Below are 12,244 nucleotides of genomic sequence, written 5' to 3'. Positions count from 1 at the left end.
CTGGTGCCCTGCGGGGCGCGGGGAGCGCTCGTCGGCGTTCGCGGCCCCTACGCGGGCACGCCGGGGGCGATCGCGTCGATCTCGGCGAGCAGGTCCGCGTCCAGCGGGCGTTCGCCGGCGGCCGCGTTCGCGCGGATCTGCTCGGGGGAGGTGGCGCCGGCGATGACGGAGGCGCAGCCGGGCCGGGCGGAGAGCCAGCCGATGGCCAGTTCGAGGACGGTGCGGTCGTGCTTCTCGGCGATCGCGGCCAGTGCCTCGACCACGTCGAGGCGCTCCTCGGTGAGGTAGGAGTCCCTGCCCTCCAGACGGGAGCCGGCCGGGACGGGCGCGCCCCGGCGGATCTTGCCGGTCAGCAGGACGGGAAAATGATCAACGGTTCGTCGGTCCAGGGCGTGTCCGCGAAGGAGCGCCGGCTGCGCGTCGTGTGCGACTCCCGGCCATGCTGTGCGGAATCGTTCATCTTCGCCGCCGTACGCCATCCCTCGCTCCCTCATGACCGACTGGTGTCCGGAAACGACAAAGAGCCAGCCTAGAACGCCCGAGTGGGGTGCAGGCCACCCCTCTCCCCCGTTCTGCCGCATACCTGCGGCCGGATCAGGTCGATCGGTCACCACTCCTCGGAGACAGCATGCGATCGCCTGACGGCGCACCTTGACCGTTCTCTTCGACGCGGGCGGATCGGGAGCGTTCAAACCGTCTGGACGGGTGAAGCCCGCAGTCCGCCACCAAGAGCGGAGATGTCCTGATATGCACTACGCGGTCCACCGGCCGGGCTAGAACGGGTCCCCCACGGCACCGACCGGCCCGCCCGGTCGGCGATTTCGAGAGGACGGCTTCGTGAGCCACTCGCAGGACGACAACCCGATCACCCCGGTCACCTCGGCCCAGTTGAACCGGATCTCCGGGCAGGGCATCTACACCTCGGCCACGTCCGTGGACCCGGACGCCGTCAACGTCGCCGAGGCGCTGGTCGCCACGCTGAGCGGGACGGCCGAGACTCCGCTGCTCACCCCCGAGCTCCAGCAGCTGACGGAGCAGGTGCGGCAGAAGGCGACCATCGGCTTCCCCCGCATCACCACCGACGACGGCGTGCGGCTCTCCGCCCACACCATCAGGCTCAACACCACCGAGCCCCGCCCCGTGGTGATCGTCCCGTCGGGCTGGACCCCCTTCGGCTGGATCCTCTTCGAGTACGCCTACCTCCAGCTGGCGCTCCGCGGCTACCACGTCCTGGCCTACACCCCGCGCGGCATGGGCCTCACCTTCCCCGCCGTCGGCGGCTCCTTCATCGACGCGCCCTGGACCTCCGGCGGCACGATCGACGTGGCAGGTCCACTCGACCGGGCCGACGGCTCCACCGTCATCGACTACGCCCAGCAGCACTTCGAGCCGAGCTCGATCGCCTTCCTCGGCGAGTCCTACGGGTCGGGCATCAGCCAACTGGTGGCGGCGCACGACCCGGCGGACCGCGTGGACGCGGTCGTGGCCCTGAGCACGTGGGGCGACCTGGCCGACAGCCTCTACCAGAACGACACCCGGCACCTGAAGGCGGTGCAGGCCCTGATCGACTTCACCGGCGGCCCGATCGAGCGCAAGTTCGATCCGGCCACCCGGCAGATCCTTGAGGACTTCCTGGCCGGTGAGAACCTCGACGGGGTGGTCGCCTGGGGCAAGGAGCGCTCCCCGGCCTCGTACGCCGACCGGACCAACGCCCGCGGCGTCCCCACCTTCATCTCCAACACCTGGCACGAGACGCTGTTCCCGGCCAACCAGACCATCGGGCACTTCGAACGGCTGACCGTTCCCAAGCGGCTCAACCTCTGGATCGGCGACCACGCCGCGCCCGAGGGCGCCGGCCTCACCATCCCGTTCAGCGGGCCGAACCTGCCCGTCGAGGAGGCGTTCGCCTGGCTCGACCACCACGTGCTCGGGGCCGACAACGGCGTTCCCGGATGGACGCCGGTGAGCAGCCAGATCATGTTCACGTACAGGACCCAGCCCGACCCCGGCACCGGCCAGCACGTCATCACCGAACCGGCCGTCCGCGAAGAGGCGCAGTCCTGGGCGGACGTCACCACCTCCACCGAATCCTGGTACCTCACCGCCTCCTCCACGGACCGCCGTGACGGCGGCCTCGGCACCGCGCCGGAGACGGGCTGGAAGCGGGAGTTCACGGCCGGACAGATCACGGCCGCCACCGCGGTGGACGCCATCATCACGACGGGCCAGGCGGAGTGGAAGGGCAACCCGAAGCCCTACCCCACGGGCACCTTCGACCGCCGGCACCTCGCCGTGTGGACCAGCGGCCCGCTGCAGGCGGGCCGCCGCGTCCGCGGTGTCCCCGAGCTCACCCTGACCGTCCGCAGCTCGGCCCCGGACACGACCCTGGTGGCCTACCTGTTCGACGTCGCCCCCGACGACACCGCCCGCATCATCACGCACGAGCCCTTCACCCTGCGGGAGCTCGCCCCCGACGAGGACCGCAGGGCCGCCTGGCGGCTCCAGGCAGCCGGCTACGACATCGCCCCGAACCACCGGCTCATGCTCGTGGTGAACAGCAAGGACCAGCTCTACTCCGACGCGGGCGACGGCGCCGCCCACAGCATCACGTTCACGGCCGCCGAGGACACCTCCGCCCGACTGGTCCTGCCCCTGGGCTAGCCACTGGCCCCGCGCAGCGGGAGCACGCGACCGCGCCCCGTTTCCACCGCCCCTCGGAGCGGGCGCGCGCTCCGGGGCGCTGACGACGCGGGTGACGCAGAACAGCACTACGCCTTCCTCCTCTCCGAGGAGGAGTCCGACGTGGCGTTCGAGAGGATCCGCTCGGACGGAGTCCCGTACTTCGCCGACCCGCACGGCAGGTTCCCGGGCGAGATCAACCACAACGGCGGGGGCCGCGGCGTGTACTTCACGGACCCCGCCGGGCACGGGATGGAGATCATCACGCGCCCGTACGGTTACCAGGAGCCCGCGGCGACGGGCAGGTAGACGACGTTGGGCGAGCCCGTGTCGGGATGGACCTCGACACGGGCCCGCACCCCGTACACCTCGGCCAGCAGTTCCTCGGTGAGCACCTCCCGCGGCGGCCCCGAAGCCGCGACACGCCCGCCCGCGAGCACGTACAGCCGGTCGCAGAAGGCGGCGGCGAGGTTGAGGTCGTGCAGCACCAGCAGGCTGGTGGCGGGCAGCGCCCGGACCAGGCCGAGGACCTCCAGCTGGTAGCGGATGTCCAGGTGGTTGGTCGGCTCGTCGAGGGCGAGCAGGCCGGGGTCCTGGACGAGGGCCCGGGCCACCAGGACGCGCTGGCGTTCGCCCCCGGACAGCTCGTCGAAGCGGCGGGCCGTGAAGGGGCCGGCGCCCACGGTCTCCAGGGCGTCCGCGATGCGCCGCGCGTCGTCCGGGCCGTCCTGCTCCCAGAAGCGCTTGTGCGGGCTGCGCCCCATGGCGGCGACCTCGCGCACGGTCAGCCCGAAGGTGCCGCTCGCGTCCTGCGGGACCACCGCCACGCGCCGCGCGCGCTCCCTGACGGTGAGCGCGTCCGCGTCCGCGCCGTCCAGCAGCACCCGGCCGGCGGTCGCCCGCAGGGTGCCGTAGACGCAGCGCAGCAGGGTGGTCTTGCCGCTGCCGTTGGGGCCGACCACGCCCACCGTCTCCCCGGGCCGGGCGTTGAGGTCGATTCCGTGGAGCAGGGTGTGCCCGTCGGTCTCGTAGCGCACGCCCTCGACGGCGAGTTCCACCGGCCGGGCCGCTCCGTTCGCCCGCGTCATCCGCTCACCCCCTCGGTCCGGCCGGAACGGCGCAGCATCCAGAGGAAGAACGGCCCGCCGACCAGTGCGGTGACCACCCCCACCGGTATCTCCTCGGGGGCGGCGGCCGTACGGGCGGTCAGGTCGGCCAGCAGCAGGAACACCGCCCCGCCGAGTGCGGCGACCGGCAGCAGCGCCCGGTGTCCGGCGCCGACGACCATGCGGGCGGCGTGCGGAACCATCAGTCCGACGAAGCCGATCGCCCCGCTGCAGGCGACGAGCACACCGATGACGAGGGAGGTCAGGACGAACACGGCGGCGCGGAAGCGTCCGGTGTCCAGTCCCAGGGTGCGCGCGCCCTCCTCCCCTGCGAGGAGCAGGTCGAGCGGCCGGGCGAGGGTGAGGAGCAGGACCCCGCCGACGAGCAGCGCGACGCCGGGCAGGGCCAGTTCGTCCCAGCGCGCCCCGCCGAGGCCGCCGAGGGTCCAGAAGAGGACGGAGCGGATCTGATCGGGGTGCGCGGCGAGCACGATGACGAGGCTGGTGACGGCGGACAGGATGTACTGGACGGCCACACCCGCCAGGATCAGCCGGCCGGTGGTCATGGTCCCGCCGCGCCGGGCCATCGCGTAGACGGCGACGAGCGCGACCAGGGAGCCCACGAAGGCGGCCAGCGGCACGCCCATGCCGAATCCGGCCGCGGCCGAGCCGAAGACGATCACGAGGACCGCTCCGGCGGAGGCCCCGGAGGAGGCTCCGAGCAGGAACGGGTCGGCGAGCTGGTTGCGCACGAGGGCCTGGAGCACGGTGCCCGCCACGGCGAGCCCGGCTCCGACGACGGCGCCGAGGAGGATCCTCGGCATCCGCACGTCCCAGACGATGGAGGCGAAGGCTCCGGTGGGCCGGTTCCCCGACAGGCCGCCGATGACGATGTCGACGACGCGGCCGGGGGCGATCCGTACGGGGCCCAGCGCGAGGCCCGCGATCGCGGAGGCGGCGAGCGCGGCGGTGAGGACGGCGAGGACCGCGCCCGTGCGCAGCCTCACGCGGGGTTCGGGTGGAGCTGGCCGCCCAGCGCTTCCACCGCGTCCGCCACGCGGACGCCGAGGACGACCGAGGAGAGCGGCAGGACGACGAACCGCCGGTTCTTGACGGCGGGAACCTCGGCGAGCGCGGGATCGTTCAGCAGTCGCTGCTTCTTGGCCTCGACGGTGGTGCCGCCGTAGTCGTAGATGAGGACGACCTCGGGCTTGCGTTCGATGACCTTCTCCCAGGCGACGTCGCCGAAGGTGTCCTTGAGGTCGGCGAAGACGTTCTCGCCGCCGGCGAGGGAGATGATCTCGTTGCCCACGCCGTTGCCTCCGGAGGTGGAGGCGGTGGCCTCACCGGAGTCGTAGGCGAAGACGGTCGGGCGCGGCCGGTCCTTGACGCGGGCGGCCACGGCGTCGATGCGGCCCTGCTCGTCCTCGATGAGCTTCGCGCCCCGGTCGGGTACGCCGAAGGTCCGGGCGACCTCGGTGATCTCGGTCTTGAGCTGGTCGAGGCCGACTTTCCCCTCGGTGCAGTACTCGACGTTGAGGCGGGAGTCGATGCCCGCCTGGGCGAGGCCCGCGCGGTCGCGGCCCTGCGCCTTGTCGAAGGCGCTGGCGTAGCCGCCGTAGACGAAGTCGGGTTCGGCGCCGAGCAGGATCTCCTTGGAGGGGTACTCCTCGGCCAGCACCTTGATCTTGTCGTAGGCCGGCTTGTAGGCGGGCAGTACGGCGTCGTCGAGGTAGGCGGTGCCGGCGATCCGGTCGCCCAGGCCGAGGGCGAGCATGAGCTCGGTGGCGTGCTGGTTCATGGTGACCGCCCGCCGGGGCGGGGCCTGGTAGGTGCTGCTCACACCGCAGTTGGTGACGGTGTACGGAAAGCCCGGCGCGGGGGCGGCGTCCCCCGCGGCCGCGTCCTGCCCGGAGCCGGGTGAACCGGCGCAGGCGGTCAGGGACATCAGGAGCGCGACGGGGGTGAACGCGCGCAGGGCGGCGCGGGAACGCGACATGGCAGGGCCTCTCCGGGGGATCCGCGTCCCCTGGTCGACGTGAAGGAGCAGAGGCGGTGCGTCAGTGTCTGACTCCCGGGCCCCGCGCGGGGGCGACCGGTCACAGTGGCGGGACCGCACCGGAATCGCACCGGTTTCCTGTCCTGCACCGCCTGGTTGTGCGCCCCAGTCTGCCAGAGCCCCCCGTGTGGGGTGGGGGCCGGGTCCAGGGGCGGTGATCAGGTCCGTCCCGGGGCAGCGGGCGGCGGCGAAGCCCGCGGCGCGGTGGACGGATGCGCCCGCGGCGCCGGTGTGCAACTGGATGAAGTGCACGCCGAGTCCGTTCAGCCGGTCCACCAGGGCGGCGACGACGATCCGTACGGAATGGCCCTGCCCACGGCGGCCGCGTCGATCGGGCCGCACCCCTGAAACACCACGGGCCCGGGCGGGACCGAGTCCCTCACCCGGGCCGCGTGAGCGGGCCGTTGCGCCGTGGCAGGGGCGGCAGGATTTGAACCTGCGGCCTACGGTTTTGGAGACCGTTGCTCTGACCAGCTGAGCTACACCCCTTCGGTGGGACCCACCATGGCACGGCCGGGCCGGGTGATCCAGTGAATTACCGGCGCGCCGCCGAACGGGATCAGCGGCGGAGTTCCGCGCGGCGGGGCACGGTCCGGGGTGGCCCGCCCAGTTTCAGCCGCCCCCTTGACCCAGATGGTCCAGACCAATAGTTTCCGGCATGCACCGCCGCACGCGCTCACGCCCACTCCTCGCATCCGCAAAGGAAGCCCATGCGCCGCAGCATGCTCGGCAGGCTGGCCGTAGCCGCCTGTTCCCTCTCCCTGCTGACCGCCTTCGCCCCCGCCGCCGCCGGCACGGACATCGCGGACAGCGGCGCCGGCCGCTCGTACAAGAAGGTCGGCTACTTCACGCAATGGGGCGTCTACGGCCGGGACTTCCAGGTCCAGGACCTTGAGGCGAACGGCTCCGCAGGCAAGCTCACCCACATCAACTACGCCTTCGGCAACGTCAGCGCCGAGGGCAAGTGCTTCACCGGGAACATCCCCGGCGAGGCCGACGCCTGGGCCGACTACGCCCGCCCGCTCGACGCCGCGAACTCCGTCGACGGGGTCGCGGACACCTGGGACCAGCCCCTCGCCGGCAACTTCAACCAGCTGAAGGAGCTGAAGGCCCGGCACCCCGGCCTCAAGGTGCTGATCTCACTGGGCGGCTGGAGCTGGTCCACCCACTTCTCCGACGCCGCGCTCACCCCCGCCTCCCGCAAGGCCTTCGTCGCCTCCTGCATCGACCTCTACATCAAGGGCAACCTCCCCCAGGACGGCACCCGAGGCGGCGCCGGAGCCGCCGCCGGCGTCTTCGACGGCATCGACCTCGACTGGGAGTGGCCCGGCTCGGCGGGCGACACGGACACCACGTACCGGCCCGAGGACAAGCGCAACTTCACCGCGCTCGTCAGGGAGTTCCGCACCCAGCTCGACGCGTACGCCCGCACCCAGAAGCGGGGAACGACGTACGAGCTGACCGCCTTTGTCCCGACCGCACCCGCCAAGATCGACGCGGGCTTCGACGTCCGCCGCATCATGCGCGACCTGGACTTCGTCAACCTCCAGGGCTACGACTTCCACGTCTCGGGCGAGCCGAGGACCGCACAGCAGTCCGCCCTGTACGCCCGCGGCGACTTCAGCGTCCACGGCACCGTGGAGGCCTGGAAGCGGCGCGGCGCGCCCGCCCACAAGCTCGTGATGGGCATGCCGTTCTACGGGCAGGGCTGGACCGGCGTCACCGGAGGCGGGGACGGCCTGGGGCAGCCCGCCACCGGCCCGGCCCCGGCCACCTGGGCCGCCGGGTACGAGGACTACAAGGCACTGAAGAAGCTGGCCGGCTCCGGCGCGTACCAGGTCCACCGCGACCGGCGCGGCGGGCACGCGTGGCTCTTCGACGGCACCACCCTGTGGACGTACGACGATCCGCGGGTGCTGCGCGCCAAGTCCGGCTACGTCCGCGAACACGGCCTGGGCGGCGCGATGTTCTGGTCCCTCGACGCGGACACCGCTGACGGCGAGCTGGTGACCGCCGTCGACCGGGGCCTGCGCGGCCGCTGACCGGCGCCGCCGGGCCGTGGGAATCCGTCCGGCCCGGCGGCGTCCCTCCACGTACGCTCCCCCGCATGACGACGACGAGGACGACGAGGACGGCGACGAGGACGGCAAGGACCGCGAAGACGGTGGCGACGGCCGCGACGGTACGGGCGGTCAACCGCCTCACCACGCGCTGGGCCTCGCGGGCCGCTTCCGACGCCGGGGGCACGGTGTTCACCGCGGCCGGGGTCTGGCCGCTGCTCGCCCTGCTCGCGGACGGCGCGGGCGGGCCGGCCCGCGAGGAACTGACGCAGGCCCTCGGCATACCCGCCGAGGACGCGGCCGCGGCCGCGCGGGACCTGCTGACCGCACTGGCCGGCGTACGCGGGCTCAGCGTGGCGACCGGCCTGTGGACCAAGGCCGACCTGCCGCTGAAGGACGGCTGGTCCGCACAGCTCCCGCCCGGCACCCGGGGCAAGCTGACCGGCGACCCGGAGGGGGACACGAAGGCCCTGGACGGCTGGGCGTCGGACCGGACGGCAGGCCTCGTCGAACGCATGCCGGTCACCCTGCAGCCGGACACCCGCCTCGTCCTCGCCTCGGCGCTCGCGCTGACGCTGACGTGGGAGGAGCCCTTCCGGGAGTTCCCGGGCCGGGTGTCCGACGGCCCCTGGGCGGGCCGCGGGGTGCGGCAGCTCTCGCGCACCACGTCCGGTCTGGACCCGGTCGGGGTGGCCGAAGGGCCCGCCGGGCCGGTCACCGTCCTGAGGGTCGCCGGCGCGCAGGACACGGACCTGGACGTGCACCTGCTTCTCGGCCGTCCGGCGGCGCCCGCCGCCGAGGTACTGGCGACCGGTGTCGCGGCTGCCTCCGGTACCGGCCCGCTGGTGGGCGGTGGCGCCCTCGCGGACGGCTCCCCGGGCCCCGGGCTGACGATCCGGGCGGTGCACGCCTTCAGCCCGCAGCCGCAGCTGTGCGTGTCCACGGTGGCCTTCTCGCTGTCGGCGGGGCACGACCTGCTGGAGGACGCGGCACTGTTCGGACTCCTGACCGCGACCGACGGCGCCTCCGGCCACTTCCCGGGCGTCAGCACCGAGGCGCTGGCCATCGGCTCGGCGCGGCAGTCGGCCGTGGCCCGTTTCCACGCCGCGGGGTTCGAGGCGGCGGCCGTCACCGCCGTCGCCGCCCGGCCCGGCGGCGCCGCACCGCAGCCGCACCACCAGGCCCGGCGGGCCGAGATCCGCTTCGACCGGCCGTTCGGGTTCCTCGCCGTCCACCGGGCCTCCGGGCTGGTCCTCGCCGCGGGCTGGGTCACCGACCCCGAGGCCCCGGCGCAGGGTCGGCCCGGAGCGGCCGGTCCGCTCGCTCCGCCGCCCTTGCGCGGTGTGCGGCCGCCGGCGCCGCCGTCTCGCTGAAGGCGGGGACCCGCCGGTGCCGCCGCGGGCTGGGTCACCTATAGGGAGGCGGCTGCGGTCGCGTGTGCCACGGCGTCCGCGAGGGTGTCGCCGAGGACCATCCGGGCGGTGGCGGTGCCCGGCGGCCAGCACCGGCTGACCGACATCGCGGCGACCGCCGCCGACCCCGAGCCGGGCACCTTCCGCATCGGCGCGGCGGCGCCCCCGCGGTGACCCCCGATGGACTCCGATGGCGGCCTCGGAAAGACCCCCGGGAAACTTCTTCCGATTAACTGTTATCGAGGCCCCCCTGCACGGTCTCCCATGTATCGGGCATCATCGACCGCCGGTACGGACAGGGACATTCACATGACTACTCAGCACACCGCAGCGCTGGTGGCAGCGGCTCGCGCGGGCGATGCCCGCGCACAGGACGAGCTCGTCGGCGCCCACCTCCCGCTCGTCTACAACATCGTCGGGCGGGCCCTGAGCGGCTCCTGCGACGTGGACGACGTGGTGCAGGACACGATGCTGCGGGCCCTCGACGGGCTGGGCGGCCTGCGCGCTGACGAGTCCTTCCGGTCCTGGCTGGTGGCCATCGCGATGAACCGGGTACGGGCACACTGGCAGGCCCGGCAGAGCGGCTTCGGCGAGAGCACCCTGGAGTCGGCCTGGGACGTGGCGGACCCGGGCGCGGACTTCGTCGATCTGACCGTCGTACGCCTCAACCTGGCCGGTCAGCGGCGTGAGACGGCCCGGGCGACGCGTTGGCTGGATCCCGAGGACCGGGGACTGCTGTCGCTGTGGTGGCTGGAATGCGCCGGTGAGCTGACCCGGGCGGAGGTGGCCTCGGCGCTGGAGCTGTCCCCCCAGCACACGGCGGTCCGGGTGCAGCGGATGAAGGCGCAGCTGGAATCGGCGCGGGTGGTGGAGCGTGCCCTGGACTCCCGGCCGGCGTGCGAGGAGCTGCGGGGCGTGCTGGTGTCCTGGGACGGGCAGCCGTCGGCGCTGTGGCGCAAGCGAATAGCCCGTCACGCGCGTGCATGCGTACGGTGTTCCGGCCTGTGGAGCGGGCTGGTTCCGGCGGAGGGACTGCTGGCCGGTCTGGCCCTCGTTCCGGTCTCGGCGGCGCTGCTGGCGGGAATGCGCACGGCCGGGACGGCCGGCTTCGCCCCCGCGGCCTTCACGGACGGCGCCGCTCGCACGGACGGCGCGGACGGCGGATTCGGCGCGGACGGCGGCTTCGGCGACGCGGCGACCCAGCTGACTCCGGTGGCGAGCACGGGCACCGGCGGCCGGGGCGCACTGCGCAGGCGCCGGCAGAGCCGGCGCCGGGTGGTCGGCGGTGCGGTCGTCGCCGCCTGTGTCGCGGGCGGTGGTCTGGTGTACCTGGGCGGGCTCCCCGGTTCGGGCAACGCCAAGGACGACACCGCCGCGACCGCGGCGCCGCTGGCCGCGCTCTCGGCGACGGAGTCCGCCGGGACCCCCTCACAGTCGGCCTCCGCCTCGCCGACCGCGTCCCCCTCCCCGTCCGCCTCGGCCTCGGCGAGCCCGTCGGCGAGCCCGAGCCCCACGCAGAGCCGGAGCAGCTCGCCGAGCCCGCGCCCTTCGACGCCCAAGCCCGCGCCCGCCCCGCCGGGCATCGCCGGCCAGGTGGTGGCGCTGGTCAACACCGAGCGGGCGGCGGCCGGCTGCGGCCCCCTCAAGGAGGACCCGCAGCTGCGGGCGGCCGCGCAGGGCCACTCCGACGACATGGCCGCACGCAGCTTCTTCGACCACACCAACCCGGACGGCAAGGACCCGGGGCAGCGCACGACGGCGGCCGGCTACCGCTGGTCGACGTACGGCGAGAACATCGCGAGGGGGCAGCAGACGGCGCAGTCGGTCATGGACTCCTGGATGAAGAGCCAGGGCCACCGGGCCAACATCCTCAACTGCTCCTTCAAGGACATCGGTGTCGGTGTCCGCCAGGGTGCGGGCGGCCCGTGGTGGACACAGAACTTCGGCGCCAAGTAGGACGAGCGCCCCGCCCGGGAACCCGGCGTCGGCGCACTCCATCAGCCGCGCCCACTGCATCCGCATCCGCAGCGGCAGCCGCCGGCGGGCGGGTGGTACGCCTCTCGCCCATCGAACCGGCAGCGGCCGGCCACGCCCTGCGCCAGGACGTGGAAGAGGTCCGGAGCCGACCCGAGGACGCCTCGGCAGCGGGTCTCTCCGGCGCCGAGCGCGCCGACACCGCCGCCACCCCGGCACGCCCCTGGAGCAGAACCTCGTGCACGCCGACGCCCGGCCCGACGCGGACCGGGAAGGCCGGAGGGGAACACGGGGCCGGCGCGCCACGGGGGAAGGGGCGCCGGCCCCGGACGGCCGCGGAATCGGGGGGAGGATCCTGCGGCCGTGGGCGGGGTGTCCGATCCGCTGCCGCAGGCAGGGACGAACACACCAGCGATTGAACTGTAAACCATTCGGCGGGCTTCCTCGCGAACAGGTACCCACCGCCGGTCGATGACACCCGCCGCGGGGGCGGGTGACAGGGGGACGCGGCGCCGTCACGAAGGTGCCGGACGGCCTGGCGCGCCTCCCCGCGCGGATCCGGCACGACCCGCCGGTGTACGGCCCCGGGCGAGTGCGCGCAGCCCTTCGGCGCAGCCGGGGTGGCCGGGGGTCCAGCCCAGCTCCACCTTCGCCTTCGCCTTCGCGCCGGACACCCGCGTGTTCGCCGTGACCATCCGGTGGGCGTACGGGTGGGCGCGCATCAGCCAGGTGGGCACGTTCAGCGGCTTCGGTGTGGCGAACGTCTCGGCGACCCGGCGGCTCCACCGGCCCATGTACCGCTCGTAGGCCTCGCCCTGCGCCCACACGTCGGCCGGACGGCCCGGAGCCATCCGCGGCGCCTAGAAGACTGATGAAAATGTTGGGTTCTGGCCTCGCCGCGTCAGCGGCGGGGCCAGACTCGTCTTGTGGTGCAAGGGGAGTGGGTCGGGGAGA

9 protein-coding genes, 1 tRNA gene, 1 pseudogene and 1 riboswitch are annotated in these 12,244 nt (G+C 73.5%); of the genes and pseudogenes, 5 read left to right on the top strand and 6 right to left on the bottom strand.

Features of this window, described 5'->3' with window-relative positions:
* Positions 1-47 precede the first annotated feature (47 nt).
* Positions 48-479: an aldo/keto reductase gene (locus tag ACIPXC_RS20775; RefSeq protein WP_401620147.1), complete on the bottom strand. Its 432-nt coding sequence runs from the start codon at positions 477-479 to the stop codon at positions 48-50.
* A gap of 358 nt (positions 480-837) precedes the next feature.
* Between ACIPXC_RS20775 and ACIPXC_RS20770 the strand changes: the two genes are divergently transcribed.
* Both ACIPXC_RS20770 and ACIPXC_RS20765 read left to right on the top strand, forming a co-directional pair.
* Positions 838-2,661, top strand: coding sequence for a CocE/NonD family hydrolase (locus ACIPXC_RS20770; protein ID WP_401620144.1), 1,824 nt, complete (start codon positions 838-840; stop codon positions 2,659-2,661).
* 102 nt (positions 2,662-2,763) lie between these two features.
* Positions 2,764-2,988: pseudogene (locus ACIPXC_RS20765) on the top strand (VOC family protein); the annotation flags it as partial.
* On the opposite strand, the gene ACIPXC_RS20760 reads toward ACIPXC_RS20765, so the two are convergent.
* The 4 genes from ACIPXC_RS20760 to ACIPXC_RS20745 all read right to left on the bottom strand — a co-directional run bounded on the left by ACIPXC_RS20760 (position 2,958) and on the right by ACIPXC_RS20745 (position 6,333).
* Positions 2,958-3,767 (bottom strand): ABC transporter ATP-binding protein, encoded by an 810-nt coding sequence (locus ACIPXC_RS20760; protein WP_401620141.1) that lies wholly within the window; start codon positions 3,765-3,767, stop codon positions 2,958-2,960. The pseudogene ACIPXC_RS20765 and the gene ACIPXC_RS20760 sit on opposite strands and share 31 nt — an antisense overlap.
* Entirely contained in the window at positions 3,764-4,792 is a 1,029-nt protein-coding gene (locus ACIPXC_RS20755; protein WP_401620138.1) for a FecCD family ABC transporter permease, read from the bottom strand. Before ACIPXC_RS20755 ends, ACIPXC_RS20760 begins: the two co-directional genes overlap by 4 nt.
* Positions 4,789-5,784 carry an ABC transporter substrate-binding protein gene (locus ACIPXC_RS20750; RefSeq protein ID WP_401620135.1) on the bottom strand — a complete coding sequence of 332 codons (996 nt, stop codon included), beginning with the start codon at positions 5,782-5,784 and terminating at the stop codon, positions 4,789-4,791. Before ACIPXC_RS20750 ends, ACIPXC_RS20755 begins: the two co-directional genes overlap by 4 nt.
* Positions 5,785-5,846: 62 nt before the next feature.
* Positions 5,847-5,926: riboswitch (cobalamin riboswitch) on the bottom strand.
* A 330-nt stretch (positions 5,927-6,256) separates the two neighbouring features.
* Positions 6,257-6,333: transfer RNA gene (locus ACIPXC_RS20745), tRNA-Trp, on the bottom strand.
* Positions 6,334-6,554: 221 nt separating this feature from the next.
* On the opposite strand from ACIPXC_RS20745, the gene ACIPXC_RS20740 reads away from it, so the two are divergent.
* The 3 genes from ACIPXC_RS20740 (at position 6,555) to ACIPXC_RS20730 (ending at position 11,272) form a co-directional block, all read left to right on the top strand.
* Positions 6,555-7,886 carry a glycoside hydrolase family 18 protein gene (locus ACIPXC_RS20740; protein WP_401620132.1) on the top strand — a complete coding sequence of 444 codons (1,332 nt, stop codon included), beginning with the start codon at positions 6,555-6,557 and terminating at the stop codon, positions 7,884-7,886.
* A 65-nt stretch (positions 7,887-7,951) separates the two neighbouring features.
* Positions 7,952-9,277, top strand: coding sequence for a serpin family protein (locus ACIPXC_RS20735; RefSeq protein ID WP_401620129.1), 1,326 nt, complete (start codon positions 7,952-7,954; stop codon positions 9,275-9,277).
* 348 nt (positions 9,278-9,625) lie between these two features.
* On the top strand, positions 9,626-11,272 hold the full coding sequence (locus ACIPXC_RS20730) for a sigma-70 family RNA polymerase sigma factor (protein ID WP_401620126.1): 1,647 nt from the start codon (positions 9,626-9,628) through the stop codon (positions 11,270-11,272).
* 533 nt (positions 11,273-11,805) lie between these two features.
* Here ACIPXC_RS20730 and ACIPXC_RS20725 read toward each other — a convergent pair.
* Entirely contained in the window at positions 11,806-12,141 is a 336-nt protein-coding gene (locus ACIPXC_RS20725; protein WP_401620123.1) for a hypothetical protein, read from the bottom strand.
* Positions 12,142-12,244: the final 103 nt, after the last annotated feature.

Source organism: Streptomyces sp. NPDC090021, assembly GCF_044748225.1.
Lineage (GTDB): Bacteria > Actinomycetota > Actinomycetes > Streptomycetales > Streptomycetaceae > Streptomyces.
The sequence above is the reverse complement of the archived record's forward strand: the minus strand, read 5'-3'. Positions and strand labels throughout refer to the sequence as shown.